This is a genomic window from Fodinibacter luteus, assembly GCF_039541575.1.
GTDB lineage: Bacteria > Actinomycetota > Actinomycetes > Actinomycetales > Dermatophilaceae > Fodinibacter > Fodinibacter luteus.
The window spans coordinates 98,616-119,954 of sequence record NZ_BAABGM010000008.1 but is presented as its reverse complement, the minus strand read 5'-3'; the positions used below and the strand labels follow the sequence as shown (position 1 = coordinate 119,954).

Genomic DNA, 21,339 nt, shown 5'->3' with positions numbered 1-21,339 from the left:
ATCATGGCACCGGTCGGGGCCGGGGTCACGGGTGGCGGGGCCGGCCCGGGGCGGGGATGCCGGCCGGTGCCGGCCGCAGGACCCGCCGCACCCGGCGGGCCAGGTGGAACAGTCGGCGGCGGCGCGCGGCCGGCCGGTGCGAGGGATGCCGGGCGTCGGCGAGCCCGAACAGCTCGAGGCGACGGTCGATCTCGGCCCGGAGGAAGAGCTGGTCCGCGTAGGTGTTCACGGTCACTCCTGGTGTCTGCTGCCGGGAGCGTCTCTCCCGGCACGACCCAATCTCGTCCGCTGAGGTGGGGCGGCACATCGGGCAGGCGGCGTATCCCGTCGGCCGTCGGCACGCCTGAGGTACCTCAGCCATCCCGGGCCGCAGCGCCGACTCGTGGGTGAGCGGCGCTGGACGCGTCAGGCGATGGCGACGTGGAGCAGCGGGTCGACCGCGACGGCGAGGAAGAGCAGCGTGACGTACGTGATGGAGTAGTGGAAGAGCCGCATCGGTTTGAGCGCGACCCCGGTGAGCCCGCCCCGGGCCGCCCGCAGCAGCCGGTGGGCCTCGACGAGGAAGAGCAGCCCTGCGAGCAGCGCGGTGCCGGCGTACACCCACCCCATGCCGGCGACCGGGACGAGGACGAGGGAGGTCGCGACCATGACCCAGGAGTACGCGACGATCTGGCGGCCGACGGCGACGGGGCCCTGCTCCACCGGCAGCATCGGGACGCCGGCGGCGGAGTAGTCGTCGCGGAAGGCCATCGACAGGGGCCAGTAGTGCGGCGGGGTCCAGAAGAAGATGACGAGGAAGAGCACGACCGCGGGCCAGCCGACCGTCCCGGTCACGGCGGACCAGCCGATGAGGGTCGGCATGCAGCCGGCGACGCCGCCCCACACGATGTTCTGCGACGTGCGGCGCTTGAGCAGCATCGTGTAGCCGACGGCGTAGAGCGCGATCGCGGCCAGGGACAGGAGGGCGGACAGCACGTTGACGACGAGGGCGAACCACAGCGTCGAGACGACGGTGAGGACGGCGCCGAAGACGAGGGCGTTGCGGGTGCTGATCGCCCCGGTGACCATCGGCCGGTTGCTCGTGCGGTGCATGAGCCGGTCGATGTCGCGGTCGTAGACGGAGTTGAAGGTGTTGGCGGCCCCGGCGCTCAGGGTGCCGCCGACGAGGGTCGCGACGACGAGCCACAGCGGGGGCACCCCGCCCTGGGCGAGGAACATGACCGGCACCGTCGTGACGAGCAGCAGCTCGATGATGCGCGGCTTCGTCAGGGCGACGTAGCCGGCCACCGTCCGGCGTCGCCCGAGCCGCGGGACCGACGGTGTGTCGGTCGTCATCGGGGTCGTGGCCACGTCGTCCTTCGGGTCGGCCTGGAGGGTGTCCGGCGATTCTAGCCGTCCGCCCGTCGGCGGCCCCAAACACCCGTACCCCAGACACTAGGGTGGTCGGGATCCGTCCCACCGTGTGCACGACCCCCGCAGGAGAGGCCCCAGTGAGCACGAAGACCACGAGCAGCCGCAGCACGAAACCGACCGCCGGCCGCAGCCGGGAGATCACCCGCCCGGTCATGAGGCGGGCGAGGTGGACCGAGCACGACCTGCGTGCCGTCGACACCGCGCGCCTCCTCGCGGCCGACGCCGTGCAGAACACCGGCAACGGCCACCCCGGCACCGCGATGAGCCTCGCGCCCGTCGCGTACCTGCTGTACCAGAACGTCATGCGGCACGACCCGTCCGACCCCGCGTGGCTCGGTCGGGACCGCTTCGTCCTGTCGTGCGGGCACTCCTCCCTCACCCAGTACGTGCAGCTCTACCTCAGCGGCTACGGCCTGGGGCTCAAGGACCTCAAGGCCCTGCGCACGTGGGGGTCGCTCACCCCCGGCCACCCCGAGGTCCACCACACCGCCGGCGTCGAGATCACGACCGGGCCGCTCGGCTCGGGCCTGGCCTCGGCGGTCGGCATGGCGATGGCTCAGCGTCGCCAGCGGGGGCTGCTGGACCCCGACGCCGCTCCCGGGACCAGCCCGTTCGACCACCACGTGTGGGTCCTCGCCTCCGACGGCGACATCATGGAGGGCGTCGCCTCCGAGGCGTCCTCGCTCGCCGGCCACCAGGAGCTCGGCAACCTCACCGTCGTCTACGACGCGAACCAGATCTCGATCGAGGACGACACCGACATCTCGTTCAGCGAGGACGTCGCGAAGCGCTACGAGGCCTACGGCTGGGAGGTCGTCGACGTCGACTGGCGTCGCTCGGACGACCCGGCCGGCACCGCCGACTACACCGAGGACGTCGATGCCCTCCTCGGCGCGCTCCAGCGGAGCAGGCGGTCACGCACCCGGCCGACCCTCGTGCGGCTGCACACCGTCATCGCGTGGCCGGCACCGAACGCCAGGGGGACGGGCAAGTCGCACGGGTCGGCCCTCGGGGCGGCCGAGGTCGCGGCGACCAAGGAGCTCCTCGGCTTCGACCCGGCGAAGTCCTTCCAGGTCGAGCGCGACGTCCTGGCCCGGGCCCGTGAGGTGCGCGCCCGCGGCAAGGCCGCCCACAAGGCCTGGGACAGGACGTATGCCGCGTGGCGCCGGTCCGAGCCCGAGCGCGCGGCCCTGCTCGACCGGCTCGTCGACGGCCGCCTGCCCGACGGGTTCGACCGGGCCCTGCCGGTGTTCGACCCCGACCCCAAGGGTCTGGCGACGCGCGCGGCATCCGGCAAGGTGCTCGGCGCGCTCGCCGCCGGCCTGCCCGAGCTGTGGGGCGGGTCGGCCGACCTCGCCGAGTCCAACAACACGACGATGGCGGGCGAGGCGTCGTTCATCCCCAAGGGCAAGCAGACGCGCGAGTGGAAGGGCGGGCCGTACGGCCGCACCCTGCACTTCGGCATCCGCGAGAACGCCATGGGCATGATCCTCAACGGCATCGCCCTCGAGGGGCTCACCCGGCCGTACGGCGGCACGTTCCTCGTCTTCTCCGACTACATGCGCCCCGCCGTGCGGCTCGCGGCGATCCAGCAGCTGCCGGTGACGTTCGTGTGGACGCACGACTCGGTCGGCCTCGGCGAGGACGGCCCGACGCACCAGCCGATCGAGCACCTCGCGTCGCTGCGGGCGATGCCGGGCCTCGACGTCGTGCGCCCCGCCGACGCCAACGAGACGGCGGCCGCCTGGGCCGAGGTCCTGCGGCGCGGCCGCACCGCCGGCATCGCGCTCTCCCGCCAGAACCTGCCCGTCGTCGACCGCACCGAGCACGCCTCCGTGGCGGGCGTCGCCAAGGGCGCCTACGTCCTCGTCGACGCGTCGTCGGGCGCCCCCGACGTCATCATCATCGCGACCGGTTCGGAGGTCTCGCTCGCCCTCGAGGCGCGCCGGCGCCTCGAGGCATCCGGGGTCGCGACCCGCGTGGTCTCGATGCCGTGCCGGGAGTGGTTCGAGGAGCAGCCCCGGGCCTACCAGAACAAGGTGCTGCCCCCGGCCGTGCGGGCCCGGGTCAGCGTCGAGGCCGGTGTCGCGATGGGCTGGCACGACCTCGTCGGCGACGCGGGACGGTGCGTCAGCATCGAGCACTTCGGGGCCTCGGCCGACGCGCAGACCATCTTCCGGGAGTTCGGGTTCACCCCCGAGAAGGTCGTCAGGGCCGCGAAGGACTCCCTCGCGGCCGCCCGCCGGGCCGGCCTCGTGCCCGCCGTGAACGACACCGCACCGCGCTCGCGCAAGGACACCGGTACCGACGTCCCCACGAAGAAGGCCCCGAGCCGCAAGAGCGCGGCCTCGGCCGGGAAGGCAGCCCGACGATGACGAGCACCGCCCTGCAGGACCTCGCCGCCCACGGCGTCTCCGTCTGGCTCGACGACCTGTCGCGCGAGCGCCTGACCTCGGGCAACCTCCAGCGGCTCATCGACGAGCGCGGGATCGTCGGCGTCACGACGAACCCGTCGATCTTCCAGGCGGCGCTCGCCGAGGGCCACGCCTACGACGCCCAGGTCCGTGAGCTCGCCGGGGCCGGCCGCACCGTCGACGAGGCCGTCTTCGCCCTCACGACCCAGGACGTCCGTGACGCGTGCGACGTCTTCCGACCGGTCCACGAGGCCACCGGGGGCCGCGACGGCCGGGTGTCGATCGAGGTCGACCCGCGCCTGGCCCACGACACCGCACGCACCGTCGAGGAGGCCACGGCCCTCGCGGCGGCGGTCGACCGCCCGAACGTGCTCATCAAGATCCCGGCGACGGTCGAGGGCCTGCCGGCGATCAGCCAGGTGCTCGCGTCCGGGGTCTCGGTCAACGTGACCCTCATCTTCGCCCTCGACCGCTACCGGGCGGTCATGAACGCCTTCCTCACCGGCCTCGAGCAGGCCCGTGAGCACGGTCGCGACCTGTCGACGATCCACTCCGTCGCGTCCTTCTTCGTCTCGCGCGTCGACACCGAGGTCGACGGCCGGCTCGACGCCCTCGGCACCGAGGAGGCCGCGGCCCTGCGCGGCAAGGCCGGGGTCGCCAACGCCCGGCTCGCCTACCAGGCGTTCGAGGAGGTCTTCTCGACCCCACGGTGGGGCTCGCTCGCGGATGCCGGGGCCAACGCCCAGCGTCCGCTGTGGGCGTCGACGGGGGTCAAGGACCCCGCGTACCCCGACACCCTCTACGTCACCGAGCTCGTCGCGCCCGGCACCGTCAACACGATGCCCGAGAAGACGCTCGAGGCGACGGCCGACCACGGTGAGGTCGTCGGCGACACGGTCACGCCCTACTACGCCGAGGCCGCCGAGGTGCTCGACAGCCTCGAGCGACTCGGCATCTCGTACTCGGAGGTCACGGCCCAGCTCGAGCGGGAGGGCGTCGACAAGTTCGAGTCCTCGTGGCGCGAGCTGCTCGCCGGGATCACCCGCGAGCTCGAGAAGGCCTCGGCATGAGCGCCCTCGACGTCACCGCGACCGGGGCCGCCGCCGAGGCGGTCGCCCGGCACGTGCCGACCCTCGTGGCCGACCGGGTCGCGAGCCGGCTCTTCGCCCGCGACCACACCCTGTGGGGACGGGCCGCCGAGGAGGAGTCGGCCAAGCGGCTGTCGTGGACCGGCCTGCACCGCACCTCGCGGCACCTCGTCGGCGAGGTCGCGGCGCTGCGCGACGAGCTCGCCGCCACCGGCTACGACCGCGTCGTCCTGTGCGGCATGGGCGGCTCGTCCCTGGCCCCCGAGGTCATCTGCGCGACGGCCGGTGTCCCGATCGTCGTGCTCGACTCGTCCGACCCCGACGTCGTCCGGGCGGCCCTGACCGACCTCGACCGCACCGTCGTCGTCGTGTCGAGCAAGTCGGGCTCCACGGTCGAGACCGACAGCCAGCGCCGGGCCTTCGAGCAGGCCTTCCGGGATGCCGGCCTCGACCCGGCGGCGCGGATGGTCGTCGTCACCGACCCCGGCAGCCCGCTCGACGCCGCCGCACGGGCCGGGGGCTTCCGCGTCGTCAACGCCGACCCCGACGTCGGTGGGCGCTACTCCGCGCTCACGGCCTTCGGGCTCGTCCCGAGCGGGCTCGCCGGCGCCGACATCGAGGCGCTCCTCGACGACGCCGAGGCGGTGGCCGACGTGCTCGCGGAAGACGACGACGCCAACCCTGCGCTGCGCCTCGGCGCCGCGATGGCGGGCACCGAGCCCCTGCGCGACAAGCTCGTCCTCGTCGACGCCGGCACCGAGAACGTCGGATTCGGCGCCTGGGCCGAGCAGCTCATCGCCGAGTCCACGGGCAAGGACGGCACCGGCATCCTGCCCGTCGTCGCCGTCGGCGCCGAGCCCGCGCGCCTCTACGACGACGGCACGGTCGTGCGCCTCGTCGCGTCCGACCACGACGCCGACGCCGACGCCGACCACGCGACTCCCGCGACGGCATCCTCCCTCGTGACCGTCGCAGGCCCGCTCGGCGCCCAGCTGCTGCTCTGGGAGGCCGCGACGGCGGTCGCCGGCCGGCTGCTCGGCATCAGCCCCTTCGACCAGCCCGACGTCGAGAGCGCCAAGGCCGCGGCCCGCGAGCTGCTCGAGGCCGGCATCGGCGCGGGCGAGGAGCCGGCGTTCACCGACGGCGCCGTCGCCGTGACGGCGCTCGGGGGCGACTGGCTCGGCGACGCGACGACCGTCGACGCGGCGGTCGACGCGCTGCTCGGGCAGCTCGACCGCGAGCGGGGCTACGTCGCCGTCATGGCCTACCTCGACCGCGAGTCGGACGCCGACCTCGAGCACGTCGCCCGGGACCTGTTCGACCGCACCGGGCGCCCGGCGACGTTCGGCTGGGGGCCCCGCTTCCTCCACTCGACCGGGCAGTACCACAAGGGCGGTCCCGCGACGGGTGTGTACGTGCAGGTGACGACCGCGCCGGCGCAGGACCTCCCCGTGCCGGGGCGCGACTTCACCTTCGGCGAGTTCATCGCGGCGCAGGCAGGTGGCGACGCCGCGGTCCTCGCCGACCACGGCCGCCCGGTGCTGCGCCTGCACCTGACGTCGCACGACGCGGGGCTCGAGCAGGTGCGTGCCGCGCTCGGCCGGGGCCGCCCGTGAGCCCCGCCCGCGTCACCGCCACCTCGAACCCGCTGCGCGACCCCCGCGACAAGCGCCTGCCGCGGATCGCCGGCCCCTGCTCGATGGTGCTCTTCGGGGTCACCGGCGACCTCGCCCGCAAGAAGCTCGTGCCGGCGATCTACGACCTCGCGAACCGGGGCCTGCTCCCGCCCGGCTTCTCGCTCGTCGGGTTCGCACGCCGCGACTGGGCCGACCAGGACTTCGGGAAGATCGTCTACGAGTCGGTGCGCGAGCGGGCCCGCACGCCGTTCCGCGAGGAGGTCTGGCGCTCGCTGTCCGAGGGTGTGCGCTTCGTGCCCGGCAGCTTCGACGACGACGCGGCGTTCGACCTGCTCGCCGAGACGGTCCGCGCGCTCGACGAGCAGCGCGGCACGGGCGGCAACCACGCGTTCTACCTGTCCATCCCGCCGTCGTCGTTCGCCACCGTGTGCGAGCAGCTCGAACGCTCCGGCCTCTCGACCCCCCACCAGGGATCGTGGCGGCGGGTCGTCATCGAGAAGCCGTTCGGTCACGACCTGGCCTCGGCGCGCGAGCTCAACACCATCGTCGAGAAGGTCTTCCCGGCCGACTCGGTGTTCCGGATCGACCACTACCTCGGCAAGGAGACCGTCCAGAACCTGCTCGCGCTGCGCTTCGCGAACCAGATGTTCGAGCCGGTCTGGAACGCCAACTACGTCGACCACGTGCAGATCACGATGGCCGAGGACATCGGCATCGGCGGCCGCGCGGGCTACTACGACGGCATCGGCGCGGCGCGCGACGTCATCCAGAACCACCTCCTCCAGCTCCTGGCCCTCACCGCGATGGAGGAGCCGGTCTCCTTCGACGCGCAGGGGCTGCGCCTGGAGAAGGAGAAGGTGCTGTCGGCGGTGCGCCTGCCCGACGACCTCGCCGAGGGCACGGCCCGCGGGCAGTACGCGAGGGGCTGGCAGGGCGGTGAGGAGGTCGTGGGGTACCTCGAGGAGCAGGGGGTCGCCGCCGGGTCGCGCACCGAGACGTACGCCGCGGTCCGCCTCGACGTCGACACGCGGCGCTGGGCCGGGGTGCCGTTCTACCTGCGCACCGGCAAGCGGCTCGGCAAGCGGGTCACCGAGATCGCCGTCGTCTTCAAGACCGCGCCGCACCTGCCGTTCAAGTCCACGGCCACCGAGGAGCTCGGCCAGAACGCGGTCGTCATCCGGGTCCAGCCCGACGAGGGCGTGACGCTGCGGTTCGGCGCCAAGGTGCCGGGCGCGCAGATGGAGGTCCGCGACGTCTCGATGGACTTCGGGTACGGTCGCGCCTTCACCGCGTCCTCCCCCGAGGCCTACGAGCGCCTCATCCTCGACGTCCTCCTCGGCGAGCCGCCGCTCTTCCCCCGCCACGAGGAGGTCGAGCTGTCCTGGCAGATCCTCGACCCCATCGAGCAGTTCTGGGCGAGGAAGGGCCGGGCACCCGAGCAGTACCTGGCCGGGGGCTGGGGCCCCGCGGGCGCCGACGCGATGATGCGGCGCGACGGACGCGAGTGGAGGCTGCCGTGATCGTCGACCTGCCGAGCACGACGACGGGCGACATCTCACGGCGGCTCGTCCGGCTGCGGGCCGACACCGGCTCGATGGCGCTCTCGCGCGTCCTCACCCTCATCGTCGTCGTCGACGAGTCCGAGGCCGAGTCGGCCATCGCCACGGCCAACGACGCGAGCCGGCAGCACCCGTGCCGGATCATCGTCGTCGTCACGGGCACCCGGCGCGGCGCCGCCCGCCTCGACGGCCAGATCCGCGTCGGGGGGGACGCCGGCGCCTCCGAGGTCGTCGTGCTGCGGCTGTTCGGCCCGCTCGCCGGGCACGGGCGCGCCGTCGTGACCCCGCTGCTGCTCGCCGACTCCCCCATCGTCGCGTGGTGGCCGAGCAACGGCCCGCGCAACCCCGCGCAGGACCCCATCGGCGTCATGGCGCAGCGGCGGGTCACCGACGCCGCGCGCTCGTCGAGCGCTCCCCGCACCGTGCTCCGGCGGCTGTCCGAGTGCTACGCCCCGGGCGACGGCGACCTCGCCTGGTCCCGCATCACGCTGTGGCGGGCGGTGCTCGCCGCCGCGCTCGACCAGCCGCCCTTCGAGCCGGTCACGGCGGCGACGGTCGTCGCGGCGGCGGACTCCCCGTCGGGCGAGCTGCTCGCCGGCTGGCTCGCGTCACGGCTGCGCTGCCCGGTGACCCTCGCCCGCTCGCGCAACCGCTCCGGCGTCATCTCGGTGCGCCTCGAGCGGGCGAGCGGCACGATCGACCTCGTCCGCCCCCAGGACGGCAACACCGGGACGCTGTCGCACCCCGGCCAGCCCGACCGCACCATCGCCCTCGCGCACCGCGGTGACGCCGAGTGCCTCGCCGACGAGCTGCACCGCCTCGACCCCGACGAGGTCTACCACGAGGCGCTCACCGTCGGGCTGGAGAAGGTGCGGCTGTCCCGCAGGCCGGCCAGCGAGGTCGTGCGGGCGGGTCAGGCCCCGTCGGTGGCCGAGGCCGAGCGCACGGTCAAGCGCCTGCGTCGAGCGGCCCGGGCGAGCGGGAGCAGCGCGATGGTCGAGGCGCAGCCCATGCCGCCGAAGGCCGACGAACCGGACCGCGTGCACCAGGCCGCGGCACGCCGGCTCGCGAAGGCGAAGGAGGAACGCCGATGACCACGACGGTCGTCGTCCACCCGACCCGGCAGGGCCTCGCCGACACCGCCGCCGCCCGGCTCGTCGTCGCCCTCGTCGACGCGCAGTCGGCCCGGGGCGAGGCGCACGTGTCGATGACCGGCGGGTCCATGGGGTCGCAGCTCGTCAGCTCGCTCACCCGCGTCCCGGCCCGGGACGCCGTCGACTGGTCGCGCGTCCACGTCTGGTGGGGGGACGAGCGCTACCTGCCCGCGGGGGACCCCGACCGCAACGACACCCAGAACGACGAAGCGGGGCTGTCGGCCCTCGGGCTCGACCCGGCCACGGTCCACCGGGTCCCCGGCCCCGACGCGAGCGCCAGCGCCGAGGCGAGCGCCCGGGCGTACGAGGCGACCCTGCGGGCCCACGGCGGCGGCGCCTTCGACGTCATGGTGCTCGGGGTCGGGCCCGACGGCCACGTCGCCTCGCTCTTCCCCCACCACCCAGCAGCCGCGTCGCGCGACGCGATCGCGATCGCCGTCCACGACTCGCCGAAACCCCCACCCACCCGGGTCTCCCTGACCCGCGAGTGCCTCGAGCGCTCGCGGGAGGTCTGGTTCCTCGTGAGCGGGGCGGACAAGGCGGATGCCGTGCGGCGGGGCGTGCGCGGCGCGCCCTTCGAGACCACCCCGGCCGCGCACGTGCACGGTCAGGAACGCACCCTGTGGCTCCTCGACGTGGACGCGGCCGGCGACCTCGGGGGATGATCGGGCGCATGGGACTGCTCGACAGGATCCGCGGCCGAGGCGTCGACGACCCCGGGGCCGGTGATCCCGACGACGCGTCCGACGGCGGCGCCTTCGACGGTGGGGCCCCCGACGGCGTCGAACCGGTCGAGGAGGTCGGCGTCCGGCGCCCGTCCCCCGAGGAGGAGGCGGTGCTCGACGCCGCGCGCGCCGAGTACGCCGCGCACGGCATCCGGCCGGAGGACCTCGCGAGCATCGCGGCCGCCTACGAGGGCGCGCTGGCGGCGCACGACGAGGCCGCGGACGCCTCGGGCGTCGTCGCCGTCATCGGCGCGGCGATCGGCGACCACCTCGTCGCGACCGCGGGCTACCGCTGGGTCGTGAGCACCGACCCGTTCGGCACCGACCTCGCGGTCGAGCCGCCACGGCGCGGCATCCCCGTCGTGACGCGGATGCTCGTCGCCGTGCGCTGGATGGGCCGCGAGAGCGGGTGGGTCGAGGGCGTCACCGCCCACCTGGCGCGCGCGGGTCGCGGCTGACCGGTCTCCGGTCGTGCACGGCCGCGGCTCTGGGCCGGATGCCGCGGTGACTGGACGAGGCCGCCGCTACTGGATGAGGCCGCGGTCGCGCAGCGACTCGAGCGCCTCGTCGAGGATGGCCTCGCCGTCGGCGTCGGAGCGGCGCTCCTTGACGTACGCGAGGTGGGTCTTGTACGGCTCCACCTTGGGCGGTGCCGGAGGGTTGTCCTGCTCGCGTCCCGCGGGGAAGCCGCAGCGTGGACAGTCCCACTGCTCGGGGATCGCGAGCCCGGGCTCCTCGGAGAAGCTCGGGCGCGTCTCGTGCCCGTTGGAGCACCAGAACGAGACGTGGACGCGCGGGGCGACCTCGCCGCGCTCGGCCTCTCCCATCGGGCCTGCCCCGACGCGCGACCCACGGATCGCGTTACCACCAGCCATGTGAAGACTCCCTGTCAGGCGAAGCGCTCGAGGACGCCGAGACCGACGACGCAGGTGAACCACACGAGCGCGACCGCGATCGTGATCCGGTCGAGGTTGCGCTCCGCGACGGACGAGCCGCCGAGCGAGCTGGACATCCCACCGCCGAACATGTCGGACATCCCGCCACCCTTGCCCTTGTGGAGCAGGATGAGCAGGGTCAGGAACAGGCCACCGAGGACCAGGAGGACCTGGAGGCCGATGCGAACCGCGTCCACGTGTGAATCCTTCGTGCGGGGTCGGGGGGACAACCGGTCAAGGATAACCGCTGCCCGCGGTTGTCCCCGTCAGGCCCGGGTCACGACGTCGCGAGGTGGTCCCGGAACCGGCAGATGGCCGCGAACTCGGCCGGGTCGATCGACGCCCCGCCGACGAGGGCGCCGTCGACGTCCTCCTTGGCCATGATCGCCGCGACGTTGCCGGAGTTCACCGACCCGCCGTAGAGCACCCGGATGCCGTCCGCGACGTCGCCGCTGTAGAGCTCGGCGAGCTTGGTGCGGATGGCGGCGCAGACCTCCTGCGCGTCCTCGGGCGTCGCGACCTCGCCGGTGCCGATGGCCCAGATGGGCTCGTAGGCGATGACGACCGTGCGGGCCTGCTCGACGGGCAGCCCGTCGAGGCCCGCCTCGACCTGGGCGAGCACGTGCTCGACGTGGGTGCCGGCCTGACGGACCTCGAGGCCCTCGCCGCAGCAGAAGATCGGGGTGAGCCCGTGCCGGAAGGCGGCCTTGACCTTCGCGTTGACGACGGCGTCGTCCTCGTGGTGGTACTCGCGACGCTCGCTGTGCCCGACGGTGACGTAGGTGCAGCCGAGCTTGGCGAGGAACGCGCCGCTCACCTCGCCGGTGTAGGCCCCCGAGTCGTGCATGGACAGGTCCTGCGCTCCGTGCTTGAGCTCGAGGCGGTCACCGTCGATGAGGGTCTGCACGCTGCGGATGTCGGTGAACGGCGGCAGCACCGCCACCTCGACCGCCCCGAAGTCGTGCTTGCCGTCCTTGAGCGTCCAGTCGAGCTTCTGGACGAGGTGGGTGGCCTGGAGGTGGTCGAGGTTCATCTTCCAGTTGCCCGCCAGGAGGGGGGTGCGGCCGGAGGTCATGCGTTCAGTGCTCCTTCGTCAGGATGGAGATGCCGGGCAGCTCCTTGCCCTCGAGGTACTCGAGGGAGGCACCGCCACCGGTGGAGATGTGGCCGAACTGGTCGTCGGCGAAGCCGAGCTGGCGCACGGCCGCGGCCGAGTCGCCGCCACCGACCACCGTGAGCGCGCCCTGCGCCGTGACCTCGACGAGCGCCTCGGCGAGCCGCCGGGTGCCGGCGGCGAAGGGCTCCATCTCGAAGGCGCCCATCGGGCCGTTCCAGAAGACGGTGCGGGTGTCGGCGAGCCGGTCGGCGTAGAGCTCGGCCGAGCGCGGGCCGATGTCCAGGCCCATCATGTCGGCCGGGATCGCGTCCGCCGCGACGGTCACCGTCTCGGTGTCCGCGGAGAACTCGCGACCGCACACGACGTCGACCGGGAGGATGATCTCGACCCCGGTGCGCTCGGCGCGCTCGAGGTACTCCTTGCACGCGTCGAGGCTGTCGGCGTCGAACAGGCTCGTGCCGATCTCGTGGCCCTGGGCCGCGAGGAAGGTGAAGAGCATGCCACCCCCGATGAGCAGGCGGTCGGCAGTGCCCATGAGGTTGTCGATGACGGCGAGCTTGTCGGCGACCTTCGCACCGCCGAGGACGACGGCGTAGGGGCGCTCGGGGTCGACGGTGAGGCGCTGGAGCACCTCGACCTCGGTGCGCACGAGGCCGCCCATGGCCGAGGGGAGCCGCGTCGCGACGTCGTAGACCGACGCCTGCTTGCGGTGCACGACGCCGAACCCGTCGGACACGTACGCGTCGGCGAGAGCGGCGAGGGCGTCGGCGAACTCCGCGCGGTCCTCGTCGGTCTTGGCCGTCTCCCCGGGGTTGAACCGGAGGTTCTCGAGCAGCACGACGTCACCGTCGGCCATCGCGGCGACGGCCGCCCGCGCGCTCTCGCCGACGGTGTCCGTGGCGAAGGTGACCGGGCGGCCGAGCAGCTCGGAGAGCCGGTCGACGACGGGCGCGAGTGAGTAGCGCTCCTCGGGAGCGCCCTTGGGCCGGCCGAGGTGGGCGCACACGATGACGCGTGCGCCCGCCTCGGCGAGCTGCGAGATGGTCGGGACCGACGCCCGGATCCGGCCGTCGTCCGTGATCGTCGTGCCGTCGAGGGGCACGTTGAGGTCGGATCGGACGAGCACGCGCTTGCCGCGCAGGTCGCCCAGCGAGGCGATGTCACCCATGTCGGTCGGTCCCGTCCGCTCAGAGGCTCTTGCCGACGTGCAGGACGAGGTCGATGAGGCGGTTGGAGTAGCCCCACTCGTTGTCGTACCAGCCGACGACCTTGACCTGGGTGCCGATGACCTTCGTCAGGCCCGAGTCGAAGATGCACGAGCTCGGGTCGGTGACGATGTCGGCAGAGACGATCGGGTCCTCGGTGTACTTGAGGAAGCCCTTGAGCGGGCCTTCGGCAGCCGCCTTGACGATCGCGTTGACCTCCTCGACGCTCGTCTCGCGGCCGGCCTCGAAGGTGAGGTCGGTGGCGGAGCCGGTCGGGGTGGGCACGCGCAGGGCGTAGCCGTCGAGCTTGCCCTTGAGCTCGGGCATGACGAGGCCGATGGCCTTCGCGGCACCGGTGCTCGTCGGGATGATCGACAGGGCGGCGGCGCGGGCGCGGCGCATGTCGCGGTGCGGGCCGTCGAGGAGGTTCTGGTCGGAGGTGTAGGCGTGGACGGTCGTCATCAGGCCCTTGACGATGCCGAGCTCGTCGGACAGCGGCTTGGCCATGGGGGCCAGGCAGTTCGTCGTGCAGGAGGCGTTGGAGATGACGTGGTGGTTCGCCGGGTCGTAGTCCTCGTGGTTGACGCCCATGACGAACGTCGCGTCCTCGTTCTTGCCCGGTGCGGAGATGATGACCTTCTTGGCGCCACCGTCGATGTGGGCGCGGGCCTTCGTCGCGTCGGTGAAGAAGCCGGTGGACTCGATGACGATGTCGGCACCCACCTCGCCCCAGGCGATGGCGGCCGGGTCCTTCTCGGCGAAGACCTTGACGGTCCGGGAGCCGACGGTGATCGAGTCCTCGGTGGACGAGACGTCGTCGGGGAGCACGCCGAGCACCGAGTCGTACTTGAGCAGGTGCGCGATGCTCTTGTTGTCCATCAGGTCGTTGGCGGCGACGATCTCGATGTCGGCACCGGACGCCTGGACGGCCCGGAAGAAGTTGCGGCCGATGCGGCCGAAGCCGTTGATCCCTACGCGAACGGTCACGGTATGTGCTGCCTTCCACTCATCGGGCGTGCCGCCGATGAGCGGCACAGGGGGTTCCTCTCCCACCCTAGACCCACCCCGGAGGCCGCTGCGAGGCGTCCGGGGTACGGGCGAGTAACCGTTTACGCATGAGACGCCCGGCGTCTGGATTCATCGGGTGTCCGGCAAACCCTCGGGCGTCAGGTGTCGAGCATGTCGGCGGTCAGGCCCGCCTCGGTGTTCGGGATGCCGTCGTCGGCCGCCCGCCGGTCGGCCATCGCGAGCAGTCGCCGGATCCGGCCGGCGACGGCGTCCTTCGTCATCGGCGGCTGGGCGAGCTGGCCGAGCTCCTCGAGGGAGGCCTCCTTGTGGGTGAGCCGCAGCTCGCCGGCCTCGCGCAGGTGGTCGGGGATCTCGTCACCGAGGATCTCGAGCGCCCGCTCGACCCGGGCCCCCGCGGCGACGGCCGCCCGGGCCGACCGGCGCAGGTTGGCGTCGTCGAAGTTCGCGAGCCGGTTGGCGGTGGCACGCACCTCTCGCCGGATGCGGCGCTCCTCCCAGGCCAGGACGGCGTCGTGCGCCCCGAGCCGGGTCAGCATCGCGCCGATGGCGTCACCGTCGCGGATGACGACCCGGTCGACCCCGCGGACCTCGCGGGCCTTCGCCGAGATGCCGAGCCGCCGGGCCGCGCCGACGAGGGCGAGTGCGGCCTCGGGCCCGGGGCAGGTCACCTCGAGCGCGGACGACCGTCCCGGCTCGGTGAGCGACCCGTGCGCGAGGAACGCGCCTCGCCACGCCGCCTCGGCATCGCACACCGACCCGCTGACGACCTTCGGCGGCAGCCCCCGCACCGGGCGGCCCCGGCTGTCGATGAGGCCCGTCTGGCGCGCGAGCGACTCCCCGTCGTGCACGACGCGCACGACGTAGCGGCTGCCCTTGCGCAGCCCTCCGGCCGCGAGGACGAGGACCTCCGGGGTGTGGCCGTAGACCTCGGTGAGCTCGCGTCGCAGCCGACGCGCGGCGTTCGCCGTGTCGAGCTCCGCCTCGACGACGATGCGCCCCCCGATGATGTGCAGCCCCCCGGCGAACCTCAGTGTCGCGGCGACCTCGGACTTGCGGCAGCACGGTTTGGTCACGACGTGCCTGCTCAGCTCATCCTTCACCTTCGCGGTCATCGCCATGGCCGTCATCCTGCCACGGGTCACGGGGCCGGTCGCGAGGTCGTCACGATGTCCCGCAGGGCCGCCGCGAAGCGCAGCGGATCGTGCTCACCGGGCCGGTCGCGGCGACCCACCGTGGCGACGAACAGGCTGGCGCCGAGGCGAGTGCAGTGCTCGGCGAGGTGCTCCGCGTCGTCGACGACGGCGGGGTCGGCGAGCACGGCGTCGAGCCGCAGCCGCGGCGCGAGAGCCGCGAACGTCTCGAGGTGCCGCTCGGCGCTGAACCCGGCCGTCTCCCCCGTGCCGGGGTCGAGGTTGAGCACGAGGAGGCGGCGCGCCCGGGTCACCTCGAGCGCCTCGCGGACCTCGGGGACGAGGAGGTGGGTCATGACGGAGGTGAACCACGACCCCGGGCCGAGGACGACCCAGTCGGCGCTGCGGATCGCCGCCACCGACTCCGGGTAGGCCGGTGGGTCGGCCGGCACGAGGCGCACCGTCTCGACCGTGCCCGGGGTGACGGCGACGGTGGCCTGCCCCCGGACGACGCGCACGGCATCCGGGTCGGCGGGGTCGAGGCCGCTGACGTCGGCCTCGATGGTCAGGGGGACGGCCGCCATCGGCAGGACCCGCCCCTGCGCCTGCAGCAGCCGCGCGACGAGGTCGAGCCCGGCGACGGGGTCATCGTGCAGCTCCCACAGCGCGATGATGAGGAGGTTGCCGAGGGCATGGCCGCCGAGGGGGCCGTCCCCGGCGAACCGGTGCTGCAGGACATCGCGCCAGGTGTGCCCCCACTCGCTCTCGCTGCACAGGGCGGCGAGGGCCATCCGCAGGTCGCCGGGTGGCAGGACGCCGAACTCCTCGCGCAGCCGGCCGCTCGAGCCGCCGTCGTCGGCGACGGTGACGATCGCCGTGAGCTCGTCGGTGACGTACCGCAGGGCGGTCAGGGTGGCGGCGAGCCCGTGGCCCCCGCCGAGCGCGGCGACGACCGGGCCCGTCACTCGCGCCCCAGGTCGCGGTGGACGACGAAGGTGGCGACCGCGTCGCTCGTGAGCCGGGCGGCGACGGCCTGGGTCATCGCGACCGACCGGTGCTTGCCCCCCGTGCACCCGATGGCGACCGTCGCGTAGCGCCGCCCCTCACGCAGGTACCCGGACGTCACCGGCTCGAGCAGGTCGACGACGCGGTCGAGGAACTGGCCCGCACCCTCCTGGCCCATGACCCAGTCCGCGACGGGGGCGTCGGCCCCCGTGAGCGCCCGCAGCTCGGGGACCCAGAACGGGTTGGGCAGGAAGCGCATGTCGAACACGAAGTCGGCGTCCAGGGGGACGCCGTACTTGAAGCCGAAGGACATGAGGGCCAGCCGCACGCTCGGCCCGCCCTCGACCCCCAGGACGGGGATGAGCTTGCGGCCGAGCTGGTGGACGTTCAGGCCCGAGGTGTCGATGACGACCTGTGACTCGGCGCGCAGGTCGCGCAGCATCTCTCGCTCGGCCTGGATGCCGTCGAGGAGCCGGCCCTCGCCCTGGAGCGGGTGCGGCCGGCGCACGCTCTCGAAGCGGCGCACGAGGGCCTCGTCGGTCGCGTCGAGGAAGATGAGGTGCGGCTGCCAGCCCGCGTCGCGCAGGGCCGCGAGCCCGGCCTGCAGCTGGGAGTGGAAGGCCCGGGCGCGCACGTCGACGACGGCGGCGATCCGCAGGTCGGGCACGCCGCTGCGCCGTACCCGCCCCGCGAGCTCGGCCATCGGGGACAGCAGCTGGGGCGGCAGGTTGTCGACGATGTACCAGCCGCGGTCCTCGATGACGTTGGCGGCCGTCGACCGCCCCGCCCCGCTCATGCCGGTCACGATGAGGAAGTCGTTCGGGCCGGGGGCCGGGACCCCGTCGACGGTCCCCCCGTCGTCAGGCGGGTCCGGGTGCATCGACACGGCTCGCTCCTTCCTCGTCGACGACCTCACCGGTCGCGAGGTTGACCGCGGGCGTGCTGTCCGCGGTGGAGCCCAACTCTGCCGCAACGACCGCGGCGAGCGCAGGTCCGATGCCGGGCACGTCGGCGAGCTCCTCGACCGACGCCGCCCGGATCCGCTTGACCGACCCGAACCGGGCGAGCAGCGCCTTGCGCCGCTTCTCACCGAGGCCCGGGATGCCGTCGAGCCGGCTCGCGGTCATCGCCTTCGAGCGCCGCTGGCGGTGGAACGTCACGGCGAAGCGGTGCGCCTCGTCGCGCAGCCGCTGGAGCAGGTAGAGGCCCTCGCTCGTGCGGGCGAGGACGAGGGGATGCTCCTCGCCGGGGACCCAGACCTCCTCGAGTCGCTTCGCGAGGCCGACGACGGCGACGTCGACGACGCCGCTCTCCTCAAGGGCCCGGGCCGCGGCGTTGACCTGGGGCAGCCCGCCGTCGACGACGACGAGGTTGGGCCGGTAGGCGAACCGCGCGGGCCGGGTGCCGCCCTCGCCGCCGGGATCGTCGGCCTCCTCCCGCTGCCCGCGGCGGAAGCGACGCGTCAGCACCTCGTGCATCGCCGCCGTGTCGTCGGTGGCACCGGTCTCGTCGCCCCGCACGATGAAGCGGCGGTACTCCGACTTGCGGGGCAGGCCGTCCTCGAAGACGACCATCGAGCCGACGACCTGGGTGCCCTGGACGTGGCTGATGTCGAAGCACTCGATGCGCAGCGGCGCCTCGTCGAGGTCGAGCGCGTCCTGGATCTGCTGGAGCGCCTGGCTGCGCGTCGTGAGGTCGCCCGCGCGGGCCACCTTGTGCCGGGCCAGGCTCTGCGTCGCGTTGCGGGCGACCGTCTCCATGAGGGTGCGCTTGTCACCGCGCCTCGGCACGCGCAGGTCGACCCGGCTCCCGCGCAGGCCGGAGAGCCAGGTGGCAAGGGCCTCGGCGTCGTCGGGCAGCACCGGCACGAGCACCTCGCGGGGCACGGCGTCGCCGGTCTCCGGTCCGTACACGCGCTGGAGCAGGTGCTCGACGACCTCCGGCGTGGCCTCGGCGTCGCGCTCCGCAACCCACCCGCGCTGGCCGCGAACGCGCCCGCCGCGCACGTGGAAGAGCTGGACGGCCACCTCGAGCTCGTCCTCGGCGAGGGCGAAGACGTCGGCGTCCGTGGCGTCGGGCAGGACGACGGCCGACTTCTCGAGGACCCGCTCGAGGGCCCCGATGTCGTCGCGCAGCCGTGCCGCGCGCTCGAAGTCGAGCGCCGCGGCGGCCTCCTTCATCTCCCGGGTCAGCCTGCCGACGAACCGGCCGGTCTCCCCCGCCATGAAGTCGCAGAAGTCCTGGGCGATCTCGCGGTGCCGCTGCGCGTCGACGCGCCCGACGCACGGGGCGCTGCACTTGTCGATGTAGCCGAGCAGGCAGGGCCGCCCGACCTGGCCGGCCCGCTTGAACACCCCCGCGGAGCAGGTGCGCACGGGGAAGACGCGCAGCGCCAGGTCGAGGGTCTCGCGGATCGCCCACGCGTGGGCGTACGGCCCGAAGTAGCGGGTGCCCTTGCGCTTGGCGCCGCGCAGCACCTGGGCGCGGGGGAACTCCTCGCCCATCGTCACCGCGAGGTAGGGGTAGGACTTGTCGTCGCGGTACTTGACGTTGAACCGCGGGTCGAACTCCTTGATCCACGCGTACTCGAGCTGGAGCGCCTCGACCTCGGTCGAGACGACGGTCCACTCGACGCTCGCGCCGGTGCGCACCATCGTCGCCGTGCGGTGGTGGAGCGCGGCGACGTCCTGGAAGTAGGAGGACAGCCGCGCCCGGAGGTTCTTCGCCTTGCCGACGTAGATGACCCGACCGTCCCGGTCACGGAACCGGTAGACCCCGGGGTCGGTCGGGATCTCGCCGGGTCGCGGACGGTACGTCGACGGGTCGGCCACGTGCCCAACCCTACGACCGGGGTACGACGGCCCGACCCGGGCGGGCCGGCGACCGATGCTCAGGACAGGGTGATGCCGTCCGCGCCCACGGACACGCCCTTGACCTCGAGGCCGCGCGTCGCCGGGCCCTGCGTCACCGCGCCCGTCGCGATGTCGAACTGGCTGCCGTGGCAGGGGCAGGAGATGACACCGTCGGCGACGCTGCCGACCGTGCACCCCTGGTGCGGGCACACGGCCGAGAAGGCCTTGTAGTCGCCTGCCGTCGGCTGGGTGACGACGACCTTGAGGTTCTCGAAGACCCGGCCGCCCCCGACGGGGATCTGCGCGGTCGCGATCGCGTCCCCGGCCGCGGAGGCGGCGGCCGACGCCGCCGAGGACGCGGCGGACCCCGCGGCACTCGCGGCCGCGTCGACGGCGGCCTCGCCGGCACCGCATGCGCCCAGGCCGGCCGTGCCGGCGACGACGACGCCGGCGGCCAGCAGGCTCTCGCGCCGGGAGACGCAGCCGCACCCCGACGTGGCGGCGGAGGCGGGCGAGGGGGAGACGGTCGGGTCGGTGACGTGGTCGGTGCTCATCGTGGTCCTCAGCTCTCGTGCGCCCCGCCCTCGTCGGCGCCGTGGCCGGGTGCGTCCCCCGAGTATCACCGCCGAACCTGTGCCGGGGGCGGGACCGCGGGAGAACGGGTCGCGTGTCGGAGGCCAGGTAACAACTCGGCACCACTCTGACGTCAATGCTGGGCCTCGCCGACGGCGTGTGGTTACAGTTCGCATGCTCGCCAGACGCGGGCACGAGCACACCAGCTCATCCCATCTGCTCTACTCAGGAGGAAACGTGCCCCAGCGTTCCGTGGTTGCCGTTGGCGCCTCGCTGCTCGTGGCCTCGCTCGCGCTCGCCGGTTGTGGCACGCGCGGCGAGAGCGACAGCGAGTCCACCGGCGGTTCTGGTTCCAGCGAGAACAAGGTCGCCAAGATCGGCGTCATCGCGCCCCTGTCCGGTGACCTCGCCGCCCTCGGCAAGGGCATCTCGAACTCGGTCGACCTCGCCATCAAGCAGGCCAACGAGGCCGGCACCATCCCGGGCTGGACCCTCGAGCTCGCCGCCGAGGACGACGAGGCCAAGCCCGACGTCGGCAAGAACGCCGCGACCAAGCTCGCCTCGGACGCCGACGTCGTCGGTGTCGTCGGCACGCTGAACTCGAGCGTGGCGCAGAGCGTCCAGCCGGTGCTCGCCTCGGCGAACATCGTCATGGTCTCGCCCGCGAACACCAACCCCTCGCTCACCCAGGGCGCGGACTTCGCGACGGCGCCCAAGCGCACCTACCCCAACTACTTCCGTACCTGCACGACCGACTCGGTCCAGGGCCCCTTCGCGGCGCGCTACCTGTTCGAGACGGCCGGCATCAAGGAGGTCGCGACGGTCCACGACAAGAAGACCTACGGCCAGGGCCTCGTCGACGCCTTCGCGGCCGAGTTCACCAAGCTCGGCGGCAAGGTCGTCGCGGCCGAGACGATCAACCCCGACGACGACAAGTACGACGCCGTCATCAGCAAGATCAAGCCGTCGAACCCGAAGACCGTCTACTACGGCGGCGAGTACCCGCAGGCGGGTCCGTTCTCGCAGCAGATGAAGGCCGCCGGCCTGAACGTCCCGCTCATGGGCGGCGACGGCATCTACTCCGGTGAGTTCATCAAGCTCGCCGGCGACACGGCCGAGGGCGACCTCGCCACCTCGGTCGGCGCCCCGACCGACACCCTCGAGTCGGCGAAGGACTTCATCGCCGCCTACGAGGCCGCCGGCTACGCCGAGCCGTACGAGGCCTACGGTGCCTACGCGTTCGACGCCGCCAACGCGATCATCCAGGCCCTCAAGGTCTCGCTCGCCAGCGCCGACTCGGCCGAGGCGTCCCGCCAGGCCACGATCGACGCGATGTCGGACGTCTCCTTCGACGGCGTCACCGGTGCCGTGGCCTTCGACGAGTTCGGTGACACGACCTCGCGCGTCCTCACCGTCTACGGCGTCAAGGGCGGCAAGTGGGAGGCCGTGAACACCGCGGAGTTCAAGTGATCCCAGCGGCGTGACGTCACGCTCGTGACGGCG

At 73.2% G+C, this 21,339-nt stretch carries 20 protein-coding genes; 8 read left to right on the top strand and 12 right to left on the bottom strand.

Annotated elements, in window-relative coordinates; all coding sequences use genetic code 11:
- Positions 1–25: 25 nt before the first annotated feature.
- Together ABD899_RS06525 and ABD899_RS06520 are read right to left on the bottom strand one after the other, a co-directional pair.
- Positions 26–229: a hypothetical protein gene (locus ABD899_RS06525; RefSeq protein WP_345203726.1), complete on the bottom strand. Its 204-nt coding sequence runs from the start codon at positions 227–229 to the stop codon at positions 26–28.
- Between the two features lie 176 nt (positions 230–405).
- Positions 406–1,335: a heme o synthase gene (locus ABD899_RS06520; protein ID WP_345203899.1), complete on the bottom strand. Its 930-nt coding sequence runs from the start codon at positions 1,333–1,335 to the stop codon at positions 406–408.
- A 230-nt stretch (positions 1,336–1,565) separates the two neighbouring features.
- On the opposite strand from ABD899_RS06520, the gene tkt reads away from it, so the two are divergent.
- Genes tkt through ABD899_RS06485 form a run of 7 tightly spaced genes read left to right on the top strand, consistent with a single transcriptional unit; the run spans position 1,566 to position 10,448 of the window.
- Positions 1,566–3,788 (top strand): transketolase, encoded by a 2,223-nt coding sequence (gene tkt, locus ABD899_RS06515; RefSeq protein WP_345203897.1) that lies wholly within the window; start codon positions 1,566–1,568, stop codon positions 3,786–3,788.
- Positions 3,785–4,897, top strand: a complete 1,113-nt coding sequence (gene tal, locus ABD899_RS06510) for a transaldolase (protein ID WP_345203724.1) — start codon at positions 3,785–3,787, stop codon at positions 4,895–4,897. The genes tkt and tal overlap by 4 nt, the downstream gene beginning before the upstream one ends.
- Positions 4,894–6,531: a glucose-6-phosphate isomerase gene (locus ABD899_RS06505; RefSeq protein WP_345203721.1), complete on the top strand. Its 1,638-nt coding sequence runs from the start codon at positions 4,894–4,896 to the stop codon at positions 6,529–6,531. The genes tal and ABD899_RS06505 overlap by 4 nt, the downstream gene beginning before the upstream one ends.
- Complete coding sequence (gene zwf / locus ABD899_RS06500; RefSeq protein WP_345203719.1) at positions 6,528–8,072, top strand: glucose-6-phosphate dehydrogenase; 1,545 nt, start codon at positions 6,528–6,530, stop codon at positions 8,070–8,072. The genes ABD899_RS06505 and zwf overlap by 4 nt, the downstream gene beginning before the upstream one ends.
- Positions 8,069–9,205, top strand: coding sequence for a glucose-6-phosphate dehydrogenase assembly protein OpcA (gene opcA, locus ABD899_RS06495; protein ID WP_345203714.1), 1,137 nt, complete (start codon positions 8,069–8,071; stop codon positions 9,203–9,205). The genes zwf and opcA overlap by 4 nt, the downstream gene beginning before the upstream one ends.
- Positions 9,202–9,930, top strand: coding sequence for a 6-phosphogluconolactonase (gene pgl, locus ABD899_RS06490; protein WP_345203712.1), 729 nt, complete (start codon positions 9,202–9,204; stop codon positions 9,928–9,930). Before opcA ends, pgl begins: the two co-directional genes overlap by 4 nt.
- Before the next feature lie 8 nt (positions 9,931–9,938).
- The gene (locus tag ABD899_RS06485) at positions 9,939–10,448 is read left to right on the top strand and encodes a DUF3806 domain-containing protein (RefSeq protein ID WP_345203710.1); all 510 of its coding nucleotides are present in this window, start codon (positions 9,939–9,941) and stop codon (positions 10,446–10,448) included.
- A gap of 66 nt (positions 10,449–10,514) precedes the next feature.
- Here the strand turns inward: ABD899_RS06485 and ABD899_RS06480 are convergent, their stop codons facing one another.
- The 10 genes from ABD899_RS06480 to ABD899_RS06435 form a co-directional block, all read right to left on the bottom strand.
- The gene (locus tag ABD899_RS06480) at positions 10,515–10,865 is read right to left on the bottom strand and encodes an RNA polymerase-binding protein RbpA (protein WP_345203708.1); all 351 of its coding nucleotides are present in this window, start codon (positions 10,863–10,865) and stop codon (positions 10,515–10,517) included.
- 14 nt (positions 10,866–10,879) lie between these two features.
- Positions 10,880–11,122 carry a preprotein translocase subunit SecG gene (gene secG / locus ABD899_RS06475; protein WP_345203706.1) on the bottom strand — a complete coding sequence of 81 codons (243 nt, stop codon included), beginning with the start codon at positions 11,120–11,122 and terminating at the stop codon, positions 10,880–10,882.
- Between the two features lie 80 nt (positions 11,123–11,202).
- Positions 11,203–12,000, bottom strand: a complete 798-nt coding sequence (tpiA, locus tag ABD899_RS06470; protein ID WP_345203704.1) for a triose-phosphate isomerase — start codon at positions 11,998–12,000, stop codon at positions 11,203–11,205.
- A 4-nt stretch (positions 12,001–12,004) separates the two neighbouring features.
- Positions 12,005–13,210 carry a phosphoglycerate kinase gene (locus tag ABD899_RS06465; protein ID WP_345203701.1) on the bottom strand — a complete coding sequence of 402 codons (1,206 nt, stop codon included), beginning with the start codon at positions 13,208–13,210 and terminating at the stop codon, positions 12,005–12,007.
- Positions 13,211–13,229: 19 nt separating this feature from the next.
- Positions 13,230–14,234, bottom strand: a complete 1,005-nt coding sequence (gene gap, locus ABD899_RS06460) for a type I glyceraldehyde-3-phosphate dehydrogenase (RefSeq protein WP_345203699.1) — start codon at positions 14,232–14,234, stop codon at positions 13,230–13,232.
- Between the two features lie 179 nt (positions 14,235–14,413).
- The gene (whiA, locus tag ABD899_RS06455; RefSeq protein ID WP_345203697.1) at positions 14,414–15,394 is read right to left on the bottom strand and encodes a DNA-binding protein WhiA; all 981 of its coding nucleotides are present in this window, start codon (positions 15,392–15,394) and stop codon (positions 14,414–14,416) included.
- A gap of 20 nt (positions 15,395–15,414) precedes the next feature.
- Positions 15,415–16,371 (bottom strand): gluconeogenesis factor YvcK family protein, encoded by a 957-nt coding sequence (locus ABD899_RS06450; RefSeq protein ID WP_345203695.1) that lies wholly within the window; start codon positions 16,369–16,371, stop codon positions 15,415–15,417.
- The gene (rapZ, locus tag ABD899_RS06445; RefSeq protein WP_345203894.1) at positions 16,368–17,291 is read right to left on the bottom strand and encodes an RNase adapter RapZ; all 924 of its coding nucleotides are present in this window, start codon (positions 17,289–17,291) and stop codon (positions 16,368–16,370) included. The genes ABD899_RS06450 and rapZ overlap by 4 nt, the downstream gene beginning before the upstream one ends.
- Positions 17,272–19,242 (bottom strand): excinuclease ABC subunit UvrC, encoded by a 1,971-nt coding sequence (gene uvrC / locus ABD899_RS06440; RefSeq protein WP_345203692.1) that lies wholly within the window; start codon positions 19,240–19,242, stop codon positions 17,272–17,274. Before uvrC ends, rapZ begins: the two co-directional genes overlap by 20 nt.
- A gap of 59 nt (positions 19,243–19,301) precedes the next feature.
- Positions 19,302–19,817, bottom strand: a complete 516-nt coding sequence (locus ABD899_RS06435; RefSeq protein WP_345203690.1) for a Rieske (2Fe-2S) protein — start codon at positions 19,815–19,817, stop codon at positions 19,302–19,304.
- A 256-nt stretch (positions 19,818–20,073) separates the two neighbouring features.
- Here ABD899_RS06435 and ABD899_RS06430 point away from each other — a divergent pair, with 256 nt between their 5' ends.
- The gene (locus ABD899_RS06430) at positions 20,074–21,306 is read left to right on the top strand and encodes a branched-chain amino acid ABC transporter substrate-binding protein (protein WP_345203687.1); all 1,233 of its coding nucleotides are present in this window, start codon (positions 20,074–20,076) and stop codon (positions 21,304–21,306) included.
- The last annotated feature ends 33 nt before the right edge of the window (positions 21,307–21,339 follow it).